Origin of the sequence: Tropicimonas isoalkanivorans, assembly GCF_900112335.1 — a bacterium.
Lineage (GTDB): Bacteria > Pseudomonadota > Alphaproteobacteria > Rhodobacterales > Rhodobacteraceae > Tropicimonas > Tropicimonas isoalkanivorans.
In genome coordinates, this window is the sequence record NZ_FOLG01000013.1 from 21,578 (window position 1) to 44,335 (window position 22,758).

Sequence of the window (22,758 nt, forward strand, 5' to 3'; positions counted from 1 at the left end):
ACATGTTGGCTGATACACAAACCTTGCCAGTTGCGCCTTCAACGTGGCCCGCCAAGCCCTATAGTCAACGCAAGACGACGTGCGTTGGGCGGAGGGGGCCGTTGCCGGGAAGTGTCGCAGAACAGGCTGATTGGACGGGCCATGTCGCCCGGATCCGCGACGCTGCCGATCAGGCGGCGTTTGCAGAGCTGTTCCTGCATTTTGCGCCCCGGGTAAAGGCCTTCTTGATGCGATCCGGTGCGAACGAAACTTTGGCGGAAGAGTGTGCCCAGGAGGTAATGGCGACACTCTGGCACAAGGCGCACATGTTCGACCCGACCCGCGCCAGCGTTGCCACATGGGTCTTTACGATCGCCCGCAACCGCAAGGTGGACATGCTCCGGAAACAGAGGCGGCCGGAACCCGAAGACCTGCCCTGGGGCCCGGAGCCGGAACCCGAGCAGGCCGAAGTGATGGCGCGCCAGCAGGAGAGCGAGCGGCTGGCCGGAGCGCTGGCGACTTTGCCGGAGAAACAACGAGCCTTGGTGGAGGCCGCCTATTTTGGCGATCTGTCTCACAGCGAGATTGCCGCCACGACCGGGCTGCCCCTTGGAACAATCAAATCGAGACTGAGGCTGGCGCTGGATCGCCTGCGCCATGAAATGAAGGGTGTGACGAGATGAGTGTCCGTCATCGTATTCCTGATGAGATTCTGGCCGAGTATGCGGCCGGGGACCTTGCCGAAGCCTTCGGGCTGGTCGTGGCAAGCCATGTCTCGCTCTGCACCGAAAGCCGCGAACGGCTGGAAGAGATCGAAGCTGTGGGTGGCGCGATCCTGGAGGACGTCGAGGCCGAGCCGATGGGCGCGGGAAGCCTTGAGGCGACCTTGGCCAAAATCGCTGACGGGCCGCCGCCCGAAGCTCCGTTGACATTCAGTTCGACCGACGCCGGGACGTACATCCTGCCGAAACCGATCCGCGATTACATCGGCGGCGATGTCGAGAGCGTGAAATGGCGTTCAGTCGGTATGGGCGTGAAACAGGCAATATTGCCGACCTCCCCGGAAGCCACGGCGCGCCTTCTCTACATTCCGGCCGGATGCGAGATGCCCGACCATGGCCATCGTGGCATGGAGATGACTGTGGTCCTGCAAGGCGCCTTTCTTGATGGCGAGGATCGCTTCGGGCGTGGAGACGTCGAGGTTGCCGACGAGGATCTGGCGCACATGCCGGTCGCGGATGTCGGCGAGGACTGCATTTGCCTTGCCGCGGCCGATGCGCCGCTTCGATTTTCAGGCCTGCTGCCGCGCCTGTTCCAGCCTTTTCTGAAGATCTGAGCGCCCGCGCCTTGATTGGGGACTGCCTCAGGTTTCCTGCCGAACGATCTGTACCGGCGTCCGCGCCTGGGCCTCGGTGATCGGCGCCGGGTCGCCGGGCAAGTCGTCGAAATCGAAACTGTCCAGGCGACGGGCGCGTTTGCCTGCCTTCTCGGCGCTGATCCGAATTTCCGCGATATCCTTGCTGGCCTGCGTGAAGTGCTTGTCGAGGTTTCCCACGCGCGCGCCAAGGCGCTCGACGTCTCCATGTAGAAGACCGAGTTCGCGCCGGATCGCGCCGGCCTGCTCGCGCATCCGGGCGTCCTTGAGTACTGCGCGCATGGTGTTGAGTGTGGCCATGCAGGTGGTGGGCGAGACGATCCAGACACGCGCCGCGAACCCCTCCCGCACGATCTCGGGGAAGTTTGCGTGGAGTTCGGCGTAGACAGCTTCCGAGGGCAGGAACATGAGCGCACCGTCGGCGGTCTCCCCCTCGATCAGGTATTTCTCCGAGATGGCTCGGATGTGCGCCCGAACGGCCGTTCGCATCGCTTTCACGGCCTCGTTCTGCTCCCACGGCGTGCCGGCATTACGGAGCTTTTCGTAGGCCTCCAGCGGGAACTTGCTGTCGATGACGATCGGTCCGGGCGGGTTGGGCAGGCGGATCAGGCAATCGGCGCGGCGACCGTTGGAGAGCGTCGCCTGCCATTCGTAACTGTCCTTCGGCAGCGCCTTCGCCACGATCTCGCGCAGCTGGATTTCGCCGAACGCCCCGCGAGTCTGCTTGTTAGACAGGATGTCCTGAAGGCTCAGCACGTCGCCGGAGAGCTTCTCGATCTTGGCCTGAGCGCGGTCGATGGTCTCCAACCGCTGCTGCAACTCCCCGAGCGAACGTGCGGTGCGGGTGGAGGAGCCCTGCAGGCTTTCGCCCATCCGGGCAGTGACCTCCGCCAGCCTTGCTTCCATGAGCTGCAGCATCTGTGCCTGCGCTTGCGTCTGCGCCTCCGACACGTGGGTCAGCCCACCGGCGAGTTGCTGTTGGCCATCCGAGATCGCCTGCACCCGCGCCCCGAGCGCCGAGACCTGGGTGAGCATCGGTTCCGCGAGCCGCGCGGCGGCCCCGGCCCGGCGCACTGTCATTATCAGGAGGATCACCAGCAGCAGGCCGACCGCAAGCGCCACGAGGGCGGCCAGCGGCGCGGGATCGTTCAGGGAGATAGTGGTGTCGCCAATGCGGATCATGTGCGCCCGAAGAGCCTTTCGATATCGGACAGTTTCAACTCGACGTATGTCGGCCGCCCGTGGTTGCACTGGCCGGAACTGGGAGTGGCCTCCATCTCGCGCAGCAGCGCGTTCATTTCCTCAGCGCGCATCCGGCGGCCGGAGCGGACGGATCCGTGGCAGGCCACCCGCGACAGGACCGCGTCGATGCGGGAACCGAGGGTTGTGCTGTCTCCAAGGTCTGCGATTTCGTCGAGGATGTCGGCCAAAAGGCGCGCCGCGTCGATCTCCCCCAGGATCGCGGGCGTCTCCCGCACCGCGACGGCGCCACCGCCGAAGGGCTCGATGGTCAGGCCCAGTCGGCGCAGATCCTCGCTCACCCCCATCAGCCGGTCGCAATCGCCCTCGGACAGTTCCACGATCTCCGGGATCAGAAGCGCTTGCGCCGCGACACCGGCCTCCGCCATCTGGCGTTTCAGTCTCTCGTAAACCAGCCGCTCATGGGCGGCATGCTGGTCCACAATGACGATGCCGTCGCGGGTCTGGGCGAGGATGTAGTTTTCGTGCACCTGCGCCCGGGCCGCGCCGAGCGGCAGGCGGTCGGCCTCCTCCGGCGCGGCATCGGGTTCGATCCGGGCCGAAGGTGCTGCGGCTTCGGCAAAGCCGGTCGGCTCGCCAGACACGGGCGGCGGCTCCTGAAAACGGTAAGCCGCACCGAGCGCACCCTGGCTGGGACGGTCCATCTGATACACGCGCGGCTGGGACGCGGGCTCAGGGCGCATCGCGCCGAGCGTCGCAGTGGCAACCGTGCTGGAGGCACGATGCCCAGCCTCGGCCAGCGCATGACGCAGGCCGGAGACGATCAGCCCGCGCGCCGTTCCACGCTCGCGAAAGCGGACCTCCGCCTTGGCGGGGTGCACGTTCACGTCGACCAGTTGCGGATCGCAGTCGATGAAGAGGACCGCGGCGGGGTGCCTGTCCCGCGACAGGACGTCCATGTAGGCCGCCCGCAGCGCACCGATCAGCAGGCGGTCGTGCACGGGGCGGCCGTTGACGAAAAGGTACTGCGCCACCGCGGAGCCGCGCGAGTAAGTGGGCAGCGCCGCCAGGCCAGTCAGCCGCAGCCCCTCCCGGTCCGCATCGAGCGGGATTGCGTTCTCCACGAAGTCGCTGCCAAGGACCCGACCGACGCGGCCGCGAAGGGCATGAAACAGATCGCCCGTCTCCGGATCGGCGCGAAAACTGACCCGGCCCTCGCCGTCGCCGGTCACATCGCGCAGCGTGAAACCCACGGACGGCTCCGCCAGAGCAAGGCGCTTCACCACATCCCCGATCGCCTGGCCTTCGGCACGGTCGGTGCGCATGAATTTCAGGCGTGCCGGCGTGGCGTAGAACAGGTCGCGCAACTCAACCACCGTGCCGCGCGTGAGAGCGGCCGGCGTGACGGCCCCCATGACGCCCCCGGTGACGGATACCTGCGCTGCCTCCCCGGCACCTCTGGCACGGCTGGTCACCGTCAGCCGCCCGACAGCACCCAGCGAGGCGAGGGCTTCGCCGCGGAAGCCGAATGACCGAATGTCGAGCAGGTCCGACCCGTCGATCTTGGACGTCGCATGGCGGGCCAATGCCAGCGGCAGATCGGCCGCGGGGATGCCGCAGCCGTCGTCCGTCACCCGGATCAGGCCCTTGCCGCCGTCGGAAATGGCAATGTCCACCCGCCGTGCCCCGGCGTCGATGGCGTTCTCGACCAGTTCCTTGACGGCAGACGCCGGACGCTCCACCACCTCGCCGGCCGCGATACGGTTGATCACCGTCTCGTCGAGTTGCCGGATGACCGGTGAATGCGCCATATCAGCGCTCATATTGGGGTGTGCCAAGGACATGCCACAAGGGCTAGCATGTCCCGGCAGATTCTGCCAACCGGTTAATTGCTGGCGTCGAGCCCTTCGGGCTGGCCCACCACGACGAAACGCAACTGCTCCGGGTCGACCAGTTCTGCGGCAACGCGGCGAATATCATCCAGCGTTACGGCGCGGATCTTGTCGTTTCGGGTCGTCACGTAGTCCGGCGTGAGCCCGTCCATCTGCATACCAACGAGGATGTTGGCGATTGGGCCATTGCCATCGAACCGAAGCGGATAGGCGCCGGTGAGATAGGTCTTGGCGCTCTCGAGTTCCTCCTCCGTCACGCCGGTCTCGGCGAGCTTGCGCCATTCCGCCTTCACAAGGTCCAATGTCTCGGCAACACGGCCGTTGGCGGTGGAGACGTACCCCAGCATCATCTCCGACAGGTCCATCGGGTAGAGATAGACACCGATTCCATAGGTCAGCCCGCGCTTTTCGCGAACCTCCTCCATCAGGCGGGAAGAGAACCCTCCGCCGCCGAGGATATGGGTCATCACGTAGGCGGGGAAGAAGTCCGGGTCGTGGCGGGTCAGGCCGCGCTGGCCGAAGGTGACCACCGATTGCGGGGTGTCGAAGTCCACCACAGTCGTGCCGCCCGGAAGCGCATAGTCGATGCGCTCCGGCATCGGCGCCCCGGTCTCGGGCAGGTCACCCAGCAGGTCGTCGAGAAGCACACCCAACTCCTCGGCGGTGATGTCGCCCACGGCAGAGACATAGACCCGGTCGCGCGCCAGAACGCGGCTGTGGGCCGCCACGATGTCATCCCGGGTCAGGGCCGAAACACTGTCCGCCGTGCCTTCGAGCTTGGTGCCGTAGGGATGATCGCCGAAGGCGAGATGGGCGAAAGTGTCCGACGAGATCTCCTGCGGGTCCTTCGCGTCGGAGGCGATCCCGGCCAGCACCTGACCGCGGACGCGCTCCAGAGCATCTTCGTCGAACCGGGGGGCCACCAGCGCGCTGCGGAAGAGCGCCATCGCCTCGTCACGATTTTCCGTCAGCACCTTGGCTGACACCGAGACCGCGTCGTTGCGGGCATCGAAGCGGAAGTTGGCCGCGAGGCTCTCGGCCGCCACCGCGAAGCCTTGCGCATCCATCTCGCCCGCGCCTTCCTCCAACAGCCCCGTCATGAGGTTGATGGCCCCGCGCTTGCCGGGTGCATCGAGGCTTGCACCGCCGCGAAACCGCAGTTCCAACGCCACGAACGGGATAGAATGTTCCTCGACCAGCCAGGCGTCGATGCCGCCCGGCGAGGTCACTTCCTGAATGTCGATCTTGGCCTGCGCAGGCAGCCCAAGGACCACCGCGACGACGGCGGCAAGAACGGCACGTATCACTGGGTCACCTCCTCGGGCTCGGCGCTCGCGCCAGGCGTCGGTATTGTCACGTCGTCCACTGCGGCCGTCTCGGTCGGGCGGCTGAGATAGCCGGTCACCGAGCGGCGCTTGTCGAACAGCCGTTCGGCGGCGGCCATTACGTCTTCGGGGGTCACGGCGGCCAGCACCTCCGGCCAAGCCTGCACGTCGTCCACGGTGAGCCCGCTCGTCAGTGCCTCGCCGTAGGCTCGTGCAAGGCTCTGGAGGTTGTCCTTCCGATAGATCTGGTCGGCCTTGAGTTGTGTCTTCAGCCGTTCGAACGCGTCCTGGTCCACACCCTCTTCGAGGAAACGCGCGATCATGCGGTCCATATCGGCCTCGGTCTCCGCGAGGCTGCGGCCCGGAACCGGCATGACGATGAGGGAGAACGTGGTCTCGTCCAGCGAAACCCCGTCGTAGAACGCGCCGGTGTAAAGCGCGGTCTTTTCCTCGAATTGCAAGGTCCGGCCCATGAGGGAGGTCGCGCCGGAGCCGCCCAGAAGTTCCGACAAGAACACCAACGCAGCGGCGTCTTCCTGTGCGCCGGGGTCGCGCTCGGGCGCGAGATAGCTGCGCATCACGTAGGGCTGGGCCACCCGTGGGTCCTCGAAGGTCACCCGCCGCTCGGCGAGCTGCGGCGGTTCCTCCGGGCGGACACGCTCGGGCAGGTCCGCGTTGGCGGGGATCTCGCCGAAGTTTTCCTCCGCCAGATCACGCACCGCCTGCGGGTCCACGTCGCCCGCCACGATCAGGACGGCGTTGTTAGGGGCGTAGTACCTTGAATAGTGATCCAGCGCGTCCTGCTGCGTGAGGCCTGCCATCTCGTGCCGCCAGCCGATGATTGGAATGCCATAGGGATGATTGAGGTACTGCGCGGCGACGTATTGCTCCCGGAAAAGTGCGCCGGGGTCGTTTTCGATCCGTTGGTTGCGTTCCTCAAGGATCACGTCGCGCTCCGGATTGACCACGTCTTCCGTCAGGATGAGGTCCGTCATACGGTCGGCTTCCATGTGCATCATCAGCCCGAGCCTGTCGGCCGCGACGCGCTGGAAATAGGCGGTGTAGTCCTGACTGGTGAAGGCGTTGTCGGAGCCGCCGTTCAGCGCGACCGTCTCCGAAAACTCGCCCGGCGCCATCTCGTCGGTCCCCTTGAACATCAGGTGTTCGAGGAAGTGGGCGATGCCGGATTTTCCCAGCGGCTCGTCCGCCGCGCCCACGCGATACCAGACCATGTTCACCGCGACGGGTGCGCGGTGGTCCTCAATCACGACCACCTGCATGCCGTTGTCGAGCGCGAAACTGCTGACCGTCTCCGCCAGTGCCGGCGCGGACCACGCCACGCTCGCGGCAAGAACCGCACCCATTTGTCGAAACATGAACGTCTCCCCGTCAAAAGGCCTGCCGCAGAATATAGGGGGCCGTGACGCGATCAACAGGCCATACGGGGATGTGAGCAGTGAGTGATCGCCTATCGGGTCTCCGGGTCCGGCGGGGCCGCGGGAGTCGGGGCGCCACCGGCGCGCCAACGCTCCAGCGTGTTGTACTGGTTCAGCTCCTGCGGGCGGTAGGCGCGATAGTAGGTTGGCACCCTGAACCAGCGTTCCAGCAACCGGCCGCGGTGCTGGCGCCGGAATTCCAGATCTTGCGCGGCTAGCTCGGTGCGGATGCCGGGCTGTACGCCATAGCGCGTCGTCTGCCGGATGAGCGCGCCGTCGGCCGAAAGCTGCCCGTCCGGGCGCATCCGCGCGGGGCTGCCGCCAAGGGCCGCCACCGCGTCCTCGATCGGCGTCGCGTCCGTGCGGTTCGTGCCGCCGGGCGTCGGCGCAGGCAGGGTGGACAGGTTCTGGGGGATTTCTATCGGCTTGCCGGGAAGGATCGCGAACTCGTCCGGCGCGACCTGACCGCGATTGGTGTGCATGAGCTGGGGCTCGCCACGGCTGCAGGCGGTCACGACGAGCAGGAGCGCAAGCGCCACGCCCGCCCGTGTCATCTTCGTCGCCAGCATAGCTCGCCTCCTGCCTCGGTCTTCGACCACTCTGTAACGCACCCGGAGGGCGGCGTCACGAGGGCTTGTTTCGCCGCTTCCGCTCGCCCCCGAACAGGACCAGCCCGATGGCGCCCGCGAAGATAAAAACATCCGCCACGTTGAAAACATAGGGGTTGTCGATACCGCAGCAGGACATGTTGAGAAAATCCCGCACTCCGGGATAGATCAGCCGGTCCAGCGCATTGCCGAGCGCACCGCCCAGGATCATCCCGGCGGACGCAAACTCGATCCAACGGGTGAAGCTCCGCCGCGCCCAGATCAGCAGCCCGGCACACAGCACCAGCGTGAGCCCGATCAGGAACCACCGCTGCCCGTCGGCGCTGCCGGCGAAGAGGCCGAAGTTGACGCCCGTGTTGAACCCCTTGCGGAACTCCAGCAGCGGGGGGATCACCGGAATGTGCTCCCGCACCGCCAGATCCAGCACGTGGTAGACGTGGAACTTGGACCACTGGTCGATGAGAAACGCCGCAACCGCGACCACCCAGAGCAAGCGCATGGATCAGTGCCGGAAGTGGCGCATGCCGGTAAAGACCATGGCAATGCCCGCCTCGTCGGCGGCGGCAATGACTTTGTCGTCGCGCATGGAGCCACCGGGTTGGATCACGGCCGTCGCCCCGGCCTCCGCCGCCGTCAGAAGGCCGTCGGGGAAGGGGAAGAACGCGTCGGAGGCCACGACGGAGCCTTGGGTCAACGGCGTGTCCAGCCCCAGATCGGCGGCCATGTCCTGTGCCTTGCGGGCGGCGATGCGGGTGGAATCGACCCGGCTCATCTGCCCCGCGCCGACGCCGACCGTTGCTGCGTCTTTCACATAGACAATGGCGTTGGACTTCACGTGCTTCGCGACTGTCCAGGCGAACAGCAGGTCCTTGATCTCCTCGTCGGTGGGCGCGCGTTTGGTGACCACCTTGAGATCCTCCGCACTGATGTGGCCGGTATCCTTGTCCTGCACCAGATAGCCGCCCGAGACCTGCCGGATGGTCGTTGCCACCGCGCGCGGATCGGGCAGGCCGCCGGTCTCCAGCAGGCGGAGGTTCTTCTTCCTCGCGAAGATCTCTGCCGCGGCCGGGTCGATCTGCGGGGCGATGACGACTTCGGTGAAGATCTCGGAGATCACTTTGGCCGTCTCGACGTCCAACGTCTGGTTCAGCGCGACAATGCCGCCGAAGGCCGAGGTGCGGTCGCAGTCGAAAGCCCGCGAATAGGCCTCCGTCAGCGTCTCCCCACGGGCCACGCCACAGGGGTTGGCGTGTTTGATGATAGCGCAGGCGGGGCCGTTGGCGGGGTCGAACTCGGCCACCAGTTCGAACGCCGCGTCCGTGTCGTTGATGTTGTTATAGCTCAGCTCCTTGCCCTGGAGCTGGCGTGCCGTGGCGACACCGGGGCGGGTGGAGCCGTCCTTGTAGAAGGCCGCCTTCTGGTGCGGGTTCTCACCGTAGCGCATGGTTTGCGCCAACATGCCTGCCACGGCCCGGCGGCGGGGCGTCTCCACCCCGATCGCCTCGGCCATCCAGGTCGAGACGGCTGCATCGTAGGCGGCCGTGCGGGCGTAGGCGATCTGCGACAGCTTCTTGCGGAACTTGGCACAGGTCGCGCCGTCGTGCTGGTCCATGTCGCCCAGCAGCTTCTCGTAATCCTGCACGTCCACGACGACGGTCACGAACGCATGGTTCTTGGCCGCCGCGCGGATCATCGCCGGGCCGCCGATGTCGATGTTCTCGATACAGGTGTCGTAGTCCGCGCCCTTTGCCACGGTTGCCTCGAAGGGGTAAAGGTTCACTACCAGCAGGTCGATTTCCCCGATGCCGTGCTCGGTCATGGCGGCAACGTGCGCATCATTGTCCCGCAGTGCGAGCAACCCGCCGTGGACCCTCGGGTGCAGGGTTTTCACGCGGCCGTCCATCATCTCCGGAAAGCCGGTCACCTCGGCGACGTCGATCACCTCCAACCCTGCCTGCCGCAGGGTATGGGCCGTTCCGCCGGTCGACAGCAGCTCGACGCCACGGGAGGCCAACGCGCGGCCGAGGTCGACGAGGCCCTCCTTGTCGGAAACGGACAAAAGGGCACGGCGGATGGGGCGGGGCTCGGACATTGGCAGCGTTCCTCGGTCGGTCTACAGGTCATCGTCGGCGAATTGCACGACGTCTCTGATGGCCTGCGGGGTATCCTGAGCCTTCGCCAAGGTCCAGTTCATCTGACAGGCAGATTCCACGACCCGCCCCGAAAGAACGATTTGCCGGGTCGCACGCGGCTTCAGCCGGCCCGGTTCGAGGTAAACGCTCGGCTCCAGAGCCAGCCGCCCCGGGCCGCCATGGCGGAACACCCAGATCTCGCCGCTCTTCAGCGTGAGAGACACCGCGTGCCCGCCCATGTCGAGGGTCGCGTCGACGTCTGGGTGGAGGTGGAAGCGAATCGAGAAGGCGACACCGTGGAACTGCGCCCCGGCCATGCGCCGTTGCAACGTCTTGCGGTCCACCTCGGTCAGCGCGCCCAGCGTATCCTCGCCGGTCAGCTCCCGCCCGTCGCGGGAGAGCGTCAGTTGCCGCACATGCGTGAGGCCATGCGTGGCTGCGTATCCGTCATGACCCACCAGCAGGCGCACGGCGCGCGGGCCGGATGACGGCTGGGCGCGGACGTCGCGCGGAATGTCGTACAGAACTTCGCCCCGCCGGCCGCGCCCGAGCCCGACCACACCGAGGCGCGAAGAGGAGAAGCCGTCGATGCCAAGGGTCGAATGGCTGGGCGTCGCACGCCCCGCCCGCCGCCACGTCTCGCCGAAGGTCGCGCCAGGGCCGCAGTTCACCACAACCGGGCGGCGCCCTGAGGTCAGCTCGAAGGCGAGCGTCGAAGCGTGGGCGTTGATCGACGCGTCGCCGGAGGGCGGCAGGGCCGCGTCCACGATCACCGTTGTGCGCCCGCCCGCCAGGCGGGCAAAGCCCATCGCCAGTCCGTTCTGGTGCTCCGGACGGATTCCCGACGCCCCGAGCGCATGGTCGAGCCAGCCGTCCACGCCCCGCCCCCCGCCGTGGAAGCGCGCCAGCCCACCGTCGGCATGGCGGAGCGCACGAAGCGTTGGCGCGATGCGCACGATCGCATCCTCGTGCTCGGGTTCTGGGTCATGGCCCGTCTCGATCAGCGCCTGGGCGGCCCAGATCAGCAAGGTGAAGACTTCCAGCAATTCCTCCGGGTTCCGGGTGGGTAACCCGCCCCCGGCGTCAATCTCCCTCACGCATTCCCGCGCCAGCGCCTTGACCGCCGGCTCGACGTGCCCTTCCATGCCGGTCAGCGCGAGACCGGCATAAATCAGCCCGGTCAGCGCCTCGAACCGCGCCATTCCCGGCGGTGCGTTCTGCCAGCGGCGCCCGAGATAAATTGTCTGCGCGCCGAGGGACGAGAAAAACGCCTGCGAGGATGCGCTGTCCCGTCCATGGAGCAGAAAGATCGCGTGGTTGATCCAGCGGATCAGCCTGCGTCCGGTGAGCCCGGGCTGCCAGCCTGCGCCGGTGCCGCGGCCGAACCGGTCGATCCAGCCCCAGGTCCACGCCTGCGCCCGTTGCCGCGCGGCGGTAGTGCCGACCGCGGCGAGGTCATCCAGCCAGCGAAAGCCATGCACCTCCTCCTCGAACCGGGGCGAGGGCATCGCGATGTCCCAGATCATGGTGTCGGGCGCTTCGACGAGGTGCCCCGCAAACAGGAAATTGCCCGCCACAAACTGCCGCCCGCGCGACAGGGTGCCGATGGTGCGCGGTTCCGGACGCGAAACGAAGCCCGTCGCGGGCCGCGCATGCGCCGCCCGCCGTGCGTGCCAGCGGTTCATCAGCCGCACGCGCCGTTCCTGCCAGCTCGGTGTCCCTTCGACCTGTATCATCGGTTCGGGATCGGCCCCCATTTCGCGAATTGCGCCACCGCGAGTGATTCTATGGCCCCGCCGGGGCGGTGTCAGGCCTTGCGCAAGGCCGCGATGAAAAACCCATCCAGACCGCCGCGTTCCGGCCACATGTCTGGCGTCAGACGAAGCGCGCCCGGACCGGCGATCCACGCCTCCTCCAGCCCCGGCAGCCGCGCAACGGCTTCCGGGTCCGGGTGCAGGTCATCCCGGCGCTGTAGGAGCCCCTCAAGCTGACCCTCCCCCTCCTCCGGCAACAGCGAGCAGGTACAGAACACGAGACGTCCGCCACTGACCAGCATGTCGGCCGCACGGTCGATCATCGCGGACTGAAGGTCCACCATGGACCGAATATCGGCGGCATCCTTCACGAAGGGGAGGTCCGGGTGCCGCCGGATCGTGCCGGTGGCCGTGCAGGGCCCATCGAGCAGGATCGCATCGAACGGCGCGGGCGGCTTCCATTCCAGTGCATCGGCGACTACGACCTCGGCCCGCAGGCCCGTGCGGGTAAGGTTGTCACGCAGCCGTTCCAGCCGGCTCTCCGACACATCGAGCGCCGTCACCTCCGCCCCTTCCGCTGCGAGCTGCAGCGTCTTGCCCCCGGGCGCGGCGCACAGGTCCAGCACCCGTTCCCCCGGCTTTGCCGCCAATACGCGCGCCGGAAGCGCCGCTGCCGCGTCCTGCACCCACCAGTCGCCGGAGGCATAGCCGGGCAGCGCCGAAACCTGCCCCGCCCGTTCCAGACGGATCGAGCCGGTGGGCAGAGGGGTGCCGCGGAGTGCCTCGGCCAATGCCGGGTCGGCCAACCGGGGCGTGATGTCGAGCGGGGACGTTCCTTCGAACACCGCTTCCATCCGTGCCACACGGGCATTGCCATAGGCGCCAGACAGCCGACCGCGCAGCCAGTTCGGCAACCGCTGCGGGTGCGCCGCCTCCCAGGCCTCTCTGCCGTCCTCCGCGACACGGCGCAGGACGGCGTTCACCATGGGAGCGGACGGCGCGTGCTCCTCTCGCGCGAGGGTCACCGCGGCATTGACCACGCCGTGGGCGGCGGCTCCGTCGGACATCAGTTCCACCGTCGCGAGCCGAAGCAGAGCCCGCACCGCCGGTTTGGGACTGCGCTTCAACCAGGGTTTCATCGCCGCATCGGCCCGCCCGGCCTGCCGCAGCGTGGCGCGCGCAAGCCGCCCGGCCCGCGCCCGCACCTCGGCCGGCGCGCCGGCAAAATGCGGGTGCGCCTCCATCTCGGCCAACGTCAGCCTGTCCTGCCAGACCCCCTCGACCAACTGCAGCGCCAGTCGACGCGCCGCCGTTCCACCGGTCTGGCCCTGGCCCATATGGACGCCCCTCTCCATTGTCTTTCGGTTCGCAGGGCGTATATCAAGCGGTGGTCAACGACAAGGAAGAGACCATGTCAGACGAGACGCCCGAAGCCCGCGAGGATCTGCCGCCCGCCGCACGGCGCGCCCTGGCAGAAGCTGCCGAACGACGTGCGAAGGCCGAGGCCGAGGCGCGGAACACGCCAGCCGAACTCGGCGGGCGCCGCGAGGGGCTGGAACCGGTCCGCTACGGCGACTGGGAGAAGAAGGGGTTGGCGATCGATTTCTGATCCGCCTGCGCGGCCCGCACATTCTCTGCGGCCAGACGATTACAGATTATTCCCGCGCCGTTTTGCCCGGCGCTTTCTCTTTTGACAGGAAGATCCATGTTCAATCCCTCTGCCTTTAACAAGGCCATGCAGACCTGGCAGCAGACCCAGCTTGCCTATACCCGGATGTGGCTTTCGGCCGCCGAGGTGATCTGGACGCGCAGCATGATGATGTCGCTTGGTACCATGTCCTCCACGGAGGCCGCGCGAATGGTCTTCGAGAAGCCGGCGGCCTTCGCCAAGGCAGCGGAAAGGGCGGCTGTGGCCGCCGCCGGGACGAACGGCGCGGCCGCCGCGGCGCTTGCCTCCATCCGGCCCTATGAAAGCAAGACCCGCAGCAACGCGCGCCGCCTGCGGAAGCGCCGCCGCTGAGGCAACGCGTGGGTCAGAGGCCCAGAACGTCCAGCATGGAATAGTGACCGGGCATCCTGTCCTGCCCCCAGAGCGCAGCCTTGAGCGCGCCCCGGGCAAAGATCGCCCGGTCGCTCGCCACGTGCCGCAGCACGATCCGCTCGCCTGCGCCGGCAAAAATCACGTCGTGCTCGCCGACGATGTCGCCGCCACGGATGGCCGAGAAGCCAATGGTTCCGGGCGCTCGTGCGCCGGTGATACCGTCCCGAGCGGCGACGTAGGCCTCCCGGAAGTCCAAGCCGCGGCCCGCGGCTGCCGCCTCTCCCAACATCAGCGCGGTGCCGGAGGGGGCGTCGACCTTGTGGCGGTGATGCGCCTCCACCACCTCGATATCGAAGTCCGCATCCAGCGCCGCCGCGACCTGCCGGGTCAGCTGCGTGAGAAGGTTCACGCCGAGGCTCATGTTCCCCGCCCGCACGATCACCGCATGGCGAGCGGCGGCGTCGAGCTTTTCAATGTCCGCGTCGGAAAGGCCCGTCGTCCCGATCACGTGGACCGCCCGCGCCTGTGCGGTCAGCGTCGAGAGTTCCACCGTCGTCTCCGGCGTGGTGAAGTCGATCACGCCTTGTGCGTGAGCAATGGCCTCCAGCGGGTCGTCGGTCACACGCAGGCCGGTGGCCGGCCCGTTCATTGCCGTTCCGAGGTCCTGCCCGATCCAGTCATGACCCGGCCGCTCCACCGCGCCCACCAGCCGCATTCGCGGATGCGCCTGCACCTCGCGCACCAACATCTGGCCCATCCGGCCCGATGCCCCCATGACCACGATCCCCGGTGTCTCGCTCATCCGCCTGTCTCCGCTTTCTTTGCCCCCTCCTACCCGAGGCCGCCGGCGCAGGCAAAGCCCCGCTTGCGCATTCCCCGCCGTCGCCCTAGGTGAAAGTCATGGCAAAGAACAAGTTTCATACCGGTCCCGGCCCGTCTCAGCGGCAGTTGCGCGTGGGCGAACTGATCCGCCGCCGCCTGTCCGATGTGCTGATGCATGGTGACGTGCACGACCCCGACCTCAACCGGATGTCGATCACGGTGGGTGAGGTGCGCACATCGCCCGATCTCAAGGTCGCGACCGCCTATGTTCTGCCGCTCGGCGGGGACAAGGCGGAGGAGGCGCTCGAGGCGCTCAACCGCAACCGGGCGGAACTGCGCCGGATGGTGGCCAAGGGTCTGGCGCTCAAGTATTCCCCGCAGTTGCGGTTCGTGCTGGACGACACCTTCGACCGGATGGACGCGACGCGCAGGCTGTTCTCTGAAGAACGCGTCCAGCGGGATATCGCGACCACGCATGAGGACGACGATGAACTCTGACTTTGGGGCCCTTGTGGGGGGCTTGCGCGCGGCCGCGTGGCTAAGGGCGCCGGTGCTCGCGCTGCTGTCGCTGCTCCTGCCACTGGCGGCGGCGGCCGCCCCCGAGTGCCGCCAGATGTCCCACGCGGGCGATGCCTACACCGTCTGCACGCTGCGCGCGGACCGCGACGATATCCGTCTCTGGCACAGCGATCCGGACGATCGCCTCTACGGTGGGTTCACCGCGATCGATTCCGCTCTTGGCGCGGAGGGCAAGCGTCTCGCCTTCGCGATGAACGGCGGCATGTACCACGAGGACCGCCGTCCGGTGGGCCTCTATCTCGAGAACGGCAAACAGCGCGGCCCGCTCGTTACCAGCGACGGTCCGGGCAACTTCGGCCTTCTGCCCAACGGCGTCTTTTGCATCGGCGACGGCACGGCCGCGGTGATCGAGAGCCGCCGCTACGCTGAGTCCCCGCCCAAATGCCGCTACGCCACCCAGTCGGGCCCGATGCTCGTGATCGACGGCAAGCTGCATCCGCGTTTCCTGGTGCACAGCGACAGCCGCTACATTCGCAATGGCGTTGGCGTCGCCCCGGACGGCGTGACGGTGCATTTCGTCATTTCGGAGAACCGGGTGAACTTCCACAGTTTCGGCAGTTTCTTCCGGGACGTCCTGAAAACGCCGAACGCGCTCTACTTCGATGGAAAGGTCTCGCGCCTCTACGCTCCATCGCTTGGACGGTCGGATGCGGGGTTCCCGCTCGGGCCCATCGTTGGCGCAGCAGAGCCGGCCGACCAGATGTAGCCGCTTCAGCCGTCTGCCCTCGGCTGGCGGCGCATCACCCAGTAGTCACGGTCCGTCAAGGGTTCGCGGAAACAACCCGACGCTTCGTATCCCAGGCGGGCGTAGAAGGACATGTTCGCCGGGGTGAAGGTCTCCAGATAGGTGGCGACGCTCGCCCGGTCGGCGTCCTCCAGAACCGGCCGTATCAGGTCGGCCCCCCGTCCCTGCCCCTGGAATTTTGGCCGAAGGCCGACGATGGACAGGTACCAATCTCGCTCGGAAACCAGCGGTCCTGTTGCGTCCGCCATGAAGTCGCACATGGTTTCATAGGCCTGCAGGCAAGCCTCGCCCATCTCCCGCCCGATGGCCTCGTGCTTGCATAGGGACTTCTGCCGCGCCCGGGCCGAGTCGAGCGGGACAGACCATACCGAGGCGCCGAACGTCCCGTCTTGCGGAAGGACGAGCCGTCCATAGGTCTCCGCCTCCAAAATCGAGTGGTCGTAATAGGCGAGCATGGTGTCGCGTGAGGTTTCCGGGTCCGGAGCGCGACGTTCGAGGGTCGCGTAGAAGGGATCTTCCCGCAGCGCGTCGTACAGCGCCTCGGAATAGCGCCTATAGGTGTGGGAATCTGCGCCACAGGGCATTGTCTCGGGCTCCAGTCGCCTTGGGAACGGTCGGCACCGCCACTCATCGCGGGCGGAGAGTTGACCAGTGGCGCCCGGGGAGCAAGGGGGATGTTGCGAGCCATGTCACGCAAAACGCCCGTGGCAGAACCATCCCGCCGACAGCGCCGCCCCATGGGCGTAAAAGAGCCACAGCCGCTCGCCGCCCTCCACCTCCACGCGCCAGTAGTCGCGGACACCGGAGCGCCATTCCGGCTCTTCCAGCCACCATTCCGGCGCGATCCGTTCCGGGCCTGTAGCGCCGCTCACCACCAGCTCCCGCCGCCGCCAACGGAATCGCGCAGGCGGACGCGGCGGCATCGCGGCCTCCCCCTCCACGTGGACCGGTTCCGGGCGGAAGAGCAGCAGAGGCCGCGGCGAGGCCGAATGCGTGGGCCAGTCCTGCGCCGGCTCCGACCAGGCGGCGGCCAGCACCTTGGTTGCCTTCTCCGGGATATGGCTGTCGGCCGGATGCAGCCGGGTGATCGCCTCCAGCCCGACCCGCGCACCGAGCTTGCCGATCAGGTCGTCCAGCGCCGCGCCACCGCCCCGCTGCATCCGTGTCGCCCCGTCGGCGGCAGCGCCCAGGTGGCCCCGGTGCTGTGTGGCGTGAACCGGTTCGGTCACATGCGCCTCCAGCCGCAGCACGTCGATGCCGGGACCGGCATCGATCTCGTCGAGCTTCATCAGCAGCAGCGGCCGGAGCCGGTCCGTCTGCGCGGAGGGCCGCGCCAGCCCGACCTCCACCTGCTGCATCGTGTGATCGCAGCGGAACACCTGCAACCGCACCCGCCGCGCGCCCCGCCCCTTCTCCCTCAGCCGCTGCGCGAGCGCCGGCAACAGCCGGTCCAGACCGGCACGGATGTCGTCCAACAGGCCGATGGGCTCGGGCAGGGTCAGGCGCACGGCAAAATGCGCCAACGGCTTCGCCGGCGAAACCGGTTCCGGCACCAGTCCCAACGCCTGGTCGAGCCGCAGCACCAGCTCCGTGCCGAACCGTCGCGCCAGCGCCCCACGCGGCTGCCCGGCCAACTCGTCGATCCGCCTCAGCCCCAGCCGCCCGAGCTGCGCCACCATCTCGGGCGGAAGCCGGAGCGCCGCCACCGGCAGCGGCGCGAGCGCGCTGTGCATCTGGCCCGGTGCCGCGATCCGTCCCGCCGCACCCCCGCCCGGGTGAACGGGGGCCGCGCCGCCGCGCTCCCAATGGCGCCGCTTTCCCGCCCGCGAGCGCGTCGCCCGCGCCTCCTGATCGATCGCATCGCCGGACCGGACCGCCTCCGCCCCCTGCCCGGCATACCGCGCCAACGCCCAGGCCGCGCCGACCGTATCGGCGATCCCGGCGCACACGCTCAGGCCAAGCGCCGCGCACTCCCCTTCGATCTGCTCCAGCAACGCCGCCTCCCCCCCGAAGAGATGCGCACACCCCGTCAGGTCCGCCATCAACCCGTCCGGCGGCAGCTCCGACACCCAGGGCGAGAACTTCCCCGCCCAGCGTCGCAGAACCGTCAGGAACGCCGCCTCCGACTGAGGGTTGGAAAACCGCGTCACCAGTTCCGGACACATCGCCCGCGCATCGCGCAACGGCTGCCCCGGCCTCAGCCCGGCCCGCGAGGCCGCTATATCCAGCGATACAAGAACCTGCATGTTGCCGCTGTTGCGAACCACGGCAAAGGGTCCACTGGGGGCACTCCCCTCGGCCCGCAAGATCCCCTCCGCACACAGACGTGGAAACCACAGCGACAGAATGCGCCGGACGGACGACATGGAGCACCCCGGGAATCAAATTCAATGTTCTATTTTTGTTCTGCATACTCTACCGCACATCCCCCCGGAGTCGAGTCACCCCCCGATCTTCTTGTTGGTCCAAATACCCCCGCCGGAGGCCCGAATTTTCGCCCGAAAATTCGCCGCCGCGCAGCGGCGCCTCCGCCGTTCGGGCTCTGCCCGACGGCTCCCCTCCTTTCCACAGGTGACAGCCCCCGGTCCCCATGCTACCTCGCGCTCATGGCAGAGCTTCCCACCAAGGCTCAGGTGCTCGACTGGATCGTCGAACACCCGACGCAAACCTCCAAGCGTGACATTGCGAAGGCCTTCGGGGTCAAGGGCGCGGCGCGGATCGATCTCAAGCGCCTGCTGAAGGAGCTGGAAGCGGAAGGGCATCTGCAGAAGGAACGCAGACACTACCGGGACCCGGAAAAACTGCCGCCCGTTACCGTGCTGCAAGTGTTGGCCCCCGATGCCAATGGCGATCTGTTCGCCAAGCCGTTGGAATGGCATGGCGAGGGGCCGGAGCCGCGCGTCCTCTATGTCCCACGCGAGGCCGACCCGGCCATTGGCGACGGCGATCGTATTCTGGGCCGCATGACCGAGGTACGTGCCGACACCCACCAGTACGAAGCCCGCCTGATCCGCCGCATCGGTCACAACCCGCACAAGATCCTCGGCGTCTTCCGCAAGCGCACGGAAGGCGGGCGAATCACGCCGATCGACAAGGGGGCAGACAGGGAGTGGCATGTGCCCGCCGGCGCCACGCACGGGGCGAAGGACGGTGAACTCGTGGAGGCCGAACAGGCCAGTCCGCGCGGCAAGCTCGGCCTGCCGACGGCACGGATCATCGAGCGGCTTGGCGACCCCTCCGCACCGAAGGCCGTTTCGCTCATCGCGATCCACCAACATGGCATCCCCGACGATTTCCCCGACCGGGTGATCGCGGAGGCCGACCGGATGAAGCCCGCCGGCCTCAAGGGCCGCGAGGATCTGCGCAATCTGCCGCTGGTGACCATCGACCCGGCGGACGCGCGCGATCACGACGACGCCGTCTATGCCCACGCCGACGACGACCCGAAGAACCCGGGCGGCCACGTCGTCTGGGTCGCCATCGCCGACGTTGCCCACTACGTCACACCCGGCTCGGCCCTGGATGCCGAAGCGCGGCTGCGCGGCAACTCCACCTATTTCCCCGACCGGGTGGTCCCGATGCTGCCTGACCGACTCTCCGGCGATCTCTGCTCGCTGCACGAAGGCGTTCCGCGCGCCTGCATTGCCGTGCGCATGCGCCTGAACGAACGCGGAGACAAGATCGGTCACAGCTTCCACCGCGGCCTAATGCGCTCCATCGCCTCGCTGAACTACGAGGAGGTACAGCAGGCGCTCGACGGCAATCCCAACGACAAATGCGGACCGCTTCTCGAGGACGTGCTGAAGCCGCTGCACGCCGCCTACCTCTCCGCCGCCCGCGCACGCGAGCTCCGGCAGCCGCTCGATCTGGACCTGCCGGAGCGCAGGATCGTTCTCTCCGACAAGGGTGAGGTGCTCTCGGTCAACTTCCGGGACCGCCTGACGACACACCGGCTGATCGAAGAGTTCATGGTTCTGGCCAACGTTGCCGCCGGGGAGACGCTGAGCCACAAACGCACGCCCCTCGTCTTCCGCGTGCACGAGGAGCCGAGCCCGGAAAAGCTGGACGCCCTGCGGGAGACGGCCGCCGCGAGCGGGTTCACCCTCGCCAAGGGGCAGGTGCTGCACACGCGCCACCTCAACAAGCTGTTGAGCGACGCCGCGGGGTCGGACCTGGCGGAGATGATTAACCTCACGACGCTGCGGTCGATGACGCAGGCCTATTACAACCCGGAGAACTTCGGTCACTTCGGTCTTGCGCTGAAGACCTATGCCCATTTCACCTCCCCGATCCGCCGCTATTCGGACCTCATCGTCCACCGGGGGCTGATCTCGGCCCATGGCTGGGGCAAGGATGGCCTCTCTCCCGACGATATCGAAAGTCTGGAGGCCACCGCGGAGCACATCTCGGAAACCGAGCGCCGCTCCATGTCTGCCGAGCGGGACACCACGGACCGCTACCTGGCCGCCTACCTGTCCGAGCGGGTCGGCAACGAGTTCGCGGGCCGGATTTCCGGCATCGCCCGGTTCGGCGTGTTCGTGAAACTCGACGAGACCGGCGCCGACGGCCTGATCCCCATCAGGTCGCTCGGCAACGAGTTCTTCCACTACGACCGCGAGGCGCAGACCCTGATGGGGTCCGACAGCGGTCGCGTGATCTCGCTCGGCCAGCGGGTGCGGGTCCGGCTCTCCGAAGCCGTGCCGGTCACCGGCGGCCTGATGCTGGAGCTGCTGGAAATCGAGGGCGAGCAGATCGCGCCCGCCAACGCGCCGCGCAGCCGCGGGAAACCCGTCCGGCGGATGCCCGGGAAGGCCAAGGAACGGTCGCGGGCGGTGGAGAAAAAGGCCAGCCGCAAGGCGTCCAGCGGTGGCGGCCCGTCCCGGAGCAAGCGCAAGGTCACCCGCAAGCGCCGTTAGCGCCCGCTCAAGACAATTCAACCGACGCATCGAAATTCCTTTGTCGGGAGCCGATGCGCGGTTACACTCCTGCAAAACAAGAGGCTGACGAGCAGGAGCCACGACATGAAGGGCTATGTCAGTTTGCTGGCAGCGGCGGTCGCCGTTGCTGCACCTGCGGTTTGTGCGGGAGAAGACAGTGCCGTAAAACGATCCCTCCGGCCGGAGGCGCGCCCGGCCGTGGCAATGGCGGTCGCCACATCGACGGAGGTGCGGGTGTCCAACATCGGGTTTGCGGAATGGATCACCGGGTTCCGGGCGCGGGCCGCCTACGCGGGGATATCCGCCGAGACCCTGGACCGCGCGTTTGCGAGCATCACGTACGACGCCGACGTGATTGCGCGGGACAGCAACCAATCCGAGTTTACCCGCACGATCTGGGACTACCTCGACCGGGCCGCCTCGGACGAACGGGTGGCCCATGGACAGACGGCGCTCATGGAGAACGCCGCGCTATTGAGCCGGATCGAGGACACCTATCACGTTCCCGCCGAGATCGTCACAGCCATCTGGGGGATGGAAAGCGCCTATGGCGGCTTCCGAGGAACGGAGAACGTGATCCAGGCGCTGGCGACGTTGGCCTACGACGGTCGGCGCGGCGCGTTCTTCGAAGGCCAGCTTATCGCGGCGCTCCAGATCCTTGAAAGCGGCGACGTGGCGCCGGAGAAAATGACCGGAAGCTGGGCCGGCGCCATGGGCCACACACAGTTCATCCCCACATCCTACCTCGCCCATGCAGTCGATTTCGACGGCGACGGCCGGCGGGACATCTGGTCGGACGATCCGACGGACGCGCTCGCCTCCACCGCCGCCTACCTCGCGGAGGCTGGATGGGTCGAAGGCCAGCCCTGGGGCATGGAGGTGATCCTGCCGGATGAGTTCGACGTCGCGCTGACCGGGCGTTCGGTGAAGAAGGGGGCGGATGACTGGAATGCGCTCGGGGTGAGGGACGTTCACGGCGCGGCCGTGTCGGACCACGGCGAGGCCTCCATCATCCTGCCAGCGGGCGCCGGTGGCGCCGCGTTCATGGTCTTCCGCAATTTCAAGGTCCTGGAGCGGTACAACGCGGCCGATGCCTATGTCATCGGCGTTGGCCATCTGGCGGACCGGATCCGCGGAGGGCCGGCAATCCGCAGCGAATGGCCACGTGACCTGAGGGCGCTCGTGCGCGACGAGCGGGTCGAGATGCAGGAGCGGCTGACGGCCGCGGGCTACGACACGCAAGGCATCGACGGCCGCATCGGCCCGAACACAATCGCAGCCATCCGCGGCTTCCAACGCTCGGTCGGAATGCTGCCGGACGGCTACGCCTCCACCCTGGTCCTCGACAGACTGCGCTAGTCAGACCAGACCGCGCTCTGGGCGGGCCAGCCCTAAACTCAGGCCCGGGCCGCCGGAACGATGCGGCCCCAGCCTGCCGGGTACACCGTCAGCCGCAGGAGATGCGATCCACCGTGCCGCCGGTGTTCAGGAAGAAATTCACGCGGGTCGGATTGTACTCCTGCGTGACGATGTCCGACGGGCCGATCACGCGATAGGGCATGCCGAGCCCCGCGCCCTCGACCGCGGCCGCGCTCTGGCCCTGGTATTGCTGCACCTGATCCAGCCGACAGGTATCGGGTAGACGCTCCGTCAGCCCACCCGCGCCTTCGCGAACCTCGTTGTAGGGATCGACCTCCACCATCTCCAGCGCCGGATCGACGCCCCCCTCGGTCAGGGGCGTCACGGCGACGGGGGCCGACGGCTGGATCGGCTCGACCGTGGGGGCTGGCGGTGGCGGCGCGTAGCCCGGGTCCACGATCGGATCGCTCATCTCCGCGGCGCACCCGGCCAGCATCAGAACCCCGACTGTCAGCGCTGTAATTTTCAAACCCATGTCGTCCTCTCAGGTTGCAATATCCGGGCACATCGCCCA

At 67.4% G+C, this 22,758-nt stretch carries 21 protein-coding genes; 8 read left to right on the forward strand and 13 right to left on the reverse strand.

Annotated features, from left to right (window positions below; all coding sequences use genetic code 11):
- The first annotated feature begins 2 nt into the window (after nt 1-2).
- Both BM075_RS18090 and BM075_RS18095 read left to right on the forward strand, forming a co-directional pair.
- The gene (locus BM075_RS18090) at nt 3-662 is read left to right on the forward strand and encodes a sigma-70 family RNA polymerase sigma factor (protein WP_177208406.1); all 660 of its coding nucleotides are present in this window, start codon (nt 3-5) and stop codon (nt 660-662) included.
- A complete protein-coding gene (locus BM075_RS18095) occupies nt 659-1,315 on the forward strand; it encodes a ChrR family anti-sigma-E factor (RefSeq protein ID WP_093362106.1) in 657 nt (218 codons plus the stop codon). The genes BM075_RS18090 and BM075_RS18095 overlap by 4 nt, the downstream gene beginning before the upstream one ends.
- Nucleotides 1,316-1,342: 27 nt before the next feature.
- Here BM075_RS18095 and BM075_RS18100 read toward each other — a convergent pair whose 3' ends face one another.
- From BM075_RS18100 to BM075_RS18140, 9 genes are all read right to left on the reverse strand, one after another.
- A complete protein-coding gene (locus tag BM075_RS18100; protein WP_093362107.1) occupies nt 1,343-2,536 on the reverse strand; it encodes a DNA recombination protein RmuC in 1,194 nt (397 codons plus the stop codon).
- Nucleotides 2,533-4,398 carry a DNA mismatch repair endonuclease MutL gene (gene mutL / locus BM075_RS18105; protein ID WP_093362108.1) on the reverse strand — a complete coding sequence of 622 codons (1,866 nt, stop codon included), beginning with the start codon at nt 4,396-4,398 and terminating at the stop codon, nt 2,533-2,535. Before mutL ends, BM075_RS18100 begins: the two co-directional genes overlap by 4 nt.
- Before the next feature lie 41 nt (nt 4,399-4,439).
- Nucleotides 4,440-5,750: a M16 family metallopeptidase gene (locus BM075_RS18110; RefSeq protein WP_093362220.1), complete on the reverse strand. Its 1,311-nt coding sequence runs from the start codon at nt 5,748-5,750 to the stop codon at nt 4,440-4,442.
- Complete coding sequence (locus tag BM075_RS18115) at nt 5,750-7,147, reverse strand: M16 family metallopeptidase (protein WP_093362109.1); 1,398 nt, start codon at nt 7,145-7,147, stop codon at nt 5,750-5,752. The genes BM075_RS18110 and BM075_RS18115 overlap by 1 nt, the downstream gene beginning before the upstream one ends.
- A 92-nt stretch (nt 7,148-7,239) precedes the next feature.
- Nucleotides 7,240-7,776 carry a DUF3035 domain-containing protein gene (locus BM075_RS18120; protein WP_093362110.1) on the reverse strand — a complete coding sequence of 179 codons (537 nt, stop codon included), beginning with the start codon at nt 7,774-7,776 and terminating at the stop codon, nt 7,240-7,242.
- Between the two features lie 55 nt (nt 7,777-7,831).
- Nucleotides 7,832-8,314 carry a signal peptidase II gene (lspA, locus tag BM075_RS18125; protein ID WP_093362111.1) on the reverse strand — a complete coding sequence of 161 codons (483 nt, stop codon included), beginning with the start codon at nt 8,312-8,314 and terminating at the stop codon, nt 7,832-7,834.
- 3 nt (nt 8,315-8,317) lie between these two features.
- Nucleotides 8,318-9,907 carry a bifunctional phosphoribosylaminoimidazolecarboxamide formyltransferase/IMP cyclohydrolase gene (gene purH, locus BM075_RS18130; RefSeq protein ID WP_093362112.1) on the reverse strand — a complete coding sequence of 530 codons (1,590 nt, stop codon included), beginning with the start codon at nt 9,905-9,907 and terminating at the stop codon, nt 8,318-8,320.
- A 21-nt stretch (nt 9,908-9,928) separates the two neighbouring features.
- Nucleotides 9,929-11,683: a heparinase II/III family protein gene (locus BM075_RS18135; RefSeq protein WP_245758902.1), complete on the reverse strand. Its 1,755-nt coding sequence runs from the start codon at nt 11,681-11,683 to the stop codon at nt 9,929-9,931.
- A gap of 71 nt (nt 11,684-11,754) precedes the next feature.
- Nucleotides 11,755-13,038: an RsmB/NOP family class I SAM-dependent RNA methyltransferase gene (locus BM075_RS18140; RefSeq protein WP_093362113.1), complete on the reverse strand. Its 1,284-nt coding sequence runs from the start codon at nt 13,036-13,038 to the stop codon at nt 11,755-11,757.
- A 74-nt stretch (nt 13,039-13,112) separates the two neighbouring features.
- Between BM075_RS18140 and BM075_RS18145 the strand changes: the two genes are divergently transcribed.
- Nucleotides 13,113-13,310 carry a DUF1674 domain-containing protein gene (locus tag BM075_RS18145; RefSeq protein ID WP_093362222.1) on the forward strand — a complete coding sequence of 66 codons (198 nt, stop codon included), beginning with the start codon at nt 13,113-13,115 and terminating at the stop codon, nt 13,308-13,310.
- A 96-nt stretch (nt 13,311-13,406) separates the two neighbouring features.
- The gene (locus BM075_RS18150; protein ID WP_093362114.1) at nt 13,407-13,721 is read left to right on the forward strand and encodes a hypothetical protein; all 315 of its coding nucleotides are present in this window, start codon (nt 13,407-13,409) and stop codon (nt 13,719-13,721) included.
- A gap of 13 nt (nt 13,722-13,734) precedes the next feature.
- Here the strand turns inward: BM075_RS18150 and dapB are convergent, their stop codons facing one another.
- A complete protein-coding gene (gene dapB, locus BM075_RS18155; RefSeq protein ID WP_093362115.1) occupies nt 13,735-14,544 on the reverse strand; it encodes a 4-hydroxy-tetrahydrodipicolinate reductase in 810 nt (269 codons plus the stop codon).
- A 98-nt stretch (nt 14,545-14,642) separates the two neighbouring features.
- On the opposite strand from dapB, the gene rbfA reads away from it, so the two are divergent.
- Nucleotides 14,643-15,062 carry a 30S ribosome-binding factor RbfA gene (gene rbfA / locus BM075_RS18160; protein WP_093362116.1) on the forward strand — a complete coding sequence of 140 codons (420 nt, stop codon included), beginning with the start codon at nt 14,643-14,645 and terminating at the stop codon, nt 15,060-15,062.
- Nucleotides 15,052-15,849 carry a phosphodiester glycosidase family protein gene (locus tag BM075_RS18165; protein ID WP_093362117.1) on the forward strand — a complete coding sequence of 266 codons (798 nt, stop codon included), beginning with the start codon at nt 15,052-15,054 and terminating at the stop codon, nt 15,847-15,849. The genes rbfA and BM075_RS18165 overlap by 11 nt, the downstream gene beginning before the upstream one ends.
- Before the next feature lie 5 nt (nt 15,850-15,854).
- Here BM075_RS18165 and BM075_RS18170 read toward each other — a convergent pair whose 3' ends face one another.
- Together BM075_RS18170 and BM075_RS18175 are read right to left on the reverse strand one after the other, a co-directional pair.
- Nucleotides 15,855-16,472, reverse strand: a complete 618-nt coding sequence (locus BM075_RS18170) for a GNAT family N-acetyltransferase (protein WP_093362118.1) — start codon at nt 16,470-16,472, stop codon at nt 15,855-15,857.
- A 105-nt stretch (nt 16,473-16,577) separates the two neighbouring features.
- Nucleotides 16,578-18,254, reverse strand: coding sequence for a Y-family DNA polymerase (locus tag BM075_RS18175; RefSeq protein WP_093362119.1), 1,677 nt, complete (start codon nt 18,252-18,254; stop codon nt 16,578-16,580).
- Between the two features lie 240 nt (nt 18,255-18,494).
- Here BM075_RS18175 and rnr point away from each other — a divergent pair, with 240 nt between their 5' ends.
- Together rnr and BM075_RS18185 are read left to right on the forward strand one after the other, a co-directional pair.
- Nucleotides 18,495-20,804 carry a ribonuclease R gene (gene rnr, locus BM075_RS18180; RefSeq protein ID WP_093362120.1) on the forward strand — a complete coding sequence of 770 codons (2,310 nt, stop codon included), beginning with the start codon at nt 18,495-18,497 and terminating at the stop codon, nt 20,802-20,804.
- Between the two features lie 105 nt (nt 20,805-20,909).
- Nucleotides 20,910-22,184, forward strand: coding sequence for a lytic murein transglycosylase (locus BM075_RS18185; RefSeq protein WP_093362121.1), 1,275 nt, complete (start codon nt 20,910-20,912; stop codon nt 22,182-22,184).
- 88 nt (nt 22,185-22,272) lie between these two features.
- Here the strand turns inward: BM075_RS18185 and BM075_RS18190 are convergent, their stop codons facing one another.
- Nucleotides 22,273-22,719 carry an I78 family peptidase inhibitor gene (locus tag BM075_RS18190; RefSeq protein ID WP_093362122.1) on the reverse strand — a complete coding sequence of 149 codons (447 nt, stop codon included), beginning with the start codon at nt 22,717-22,719 and terminating at the stop codon, nt 22,273-22,275.
- Nucleotides 22,720-22,758: the final 39 nt, after the last annotated feature.

Bases quoted from the DNA above. Each gene is read 5' to 3' on its own strand.
- BM075_RS18090 (WP_177208406.1), top strand. From the start codon at position 3: ATGTTGGCTGATACACAAACCTTGCCAGTTGCGCCTTCAACGTGGCCC.
- BM075_RS18095 (WP_093362106.1), top strand. From the start codon at position 659: ATGAGTGTCCGTCATCGTATTCCTGATGAGATTCTGGCCGAGTATGCG.
- BM075_RS18100 (WP_093362107.1), bottom strand. From the start codon at position 2,536: ATGATCCGCATTGGCGACACCACTATCTCCCTGAACGATCCCGCGCCG.
- mutL (WP_093362108.1), bottom strand. From the start codon at position 4,398: ATGTCCTTGGCACACCCCAATATGAGCGCTGATATGGCGCATTCACCG.
- BM075_RS18115 (WP_093362109.1), bottom strand. From the start codon at position 7,147: ATGTTTCGACAAATGGGTGCGGTTCTTGCCGCGAGCGTGGCGTGGTCC.
- BM075_RS18120 (WP_093362110.1), bottom strand. From the start codon at position 7,776: ATGCTGGCGACGAAGATGACACGGGCGGGCGTGGCGCTTGCGCTCCTG.
- lspA (WP_093362111.1), bottom strand. From the start codon at position 8,314: ATGCGCTTGCTCTGGGTGGTCGCGGTTGCGGCGTTTCTCATCGACCAG.
- purH (WP_093362112.1), bottom strand. From the start codon at position 9,907: ATGTCCGAGCCCCGCCCCATCCGCCGTGCCCTTTTGTCCGTTTCCGAC.
- BM075_RS18135 (WP_245758902.1), bottom strand. From the start codon at position 11,683: ATGATACAGGTCGAAGGGACACCGAGCTGGCAGGAACGGCGCGTGCGG.
- BM075_RS18140 (WP_093362113.1), bottom strand. From the start codon at position 13,038: ATGGGCCAGGGCCAGACCGGTGGAACGGCGGCGCGTCGACTGGCGCTG.
- BM075_RS18145 (WP_093362222.1), top strand. From the start codon at position 13,113: ATGTCAGACGAGACGCCCGAAGCCCGCGAGGATCTGCCGCCCGCCGCA.
- BM075_RS18150 (WP_093362114.1), top strand. From the start codon at position 13,407: ATGTTCAATCCCTCTGCCTTTAACAAGGCCATGCAGACCTGGCAGCAG.
- dapB (WP_093362115.1), bottom strand. From the start codon at position 14,544: ATGAGCGAGACACCGGGGATCGTGGTCATGGGGGCATCGGGCCGGATG.
- rbfA (WP_093362116.1), top strand. From the start codon at position 14,643: ATGGCAAAGAACAAGTTTCATACCGGTCCCGGCCCGTCTCAGCGGCAG.
- BM075_RS18165 (WP_093362117.1), top strand. From the start codon at position 15,052: ATGAACTCTGACTTTGGGGCCCTTGTGGGGGGCTTGCGCGCGGCCGCG.
- BM075_RS18170 (WP_093362118.1), bottom strand. From the start codon at position 16,472: ATGCCCTGTGGCGCAGATTCCCACACCTATAGGCGCTATTCCGAGGCG.
- BM075_RS18175 (WP_093362119.1), bottom strand. From the start codon at position 18,254: ATGTCGTCCGTCCGGCGCATTCTGTCGCTGTGGTTTCCACGTCTGTGT.
- rnr (WP_093362120.1), top strand. From the start codon at position 18,495: ATGGCAGAGCTTCCCACCAAGGCTCAGGTGCTCGACTGGATCGTCGAA.
- BM075_RS18185 (WP_093362121.1), top strand. From the start codon at position 20,910: ATGAAGGGCTATGTCAGTTTGCTGGCAGCGGCGGTCGCCGTTGCTGCA.
- BM075_RS18190 (WP_093362122.1), bottom strand. From the start codon at position 22,719: ATGGGTTTGAAAATTACAGCGCTGACAGTCGGGGTTCTGATGCTGGCC.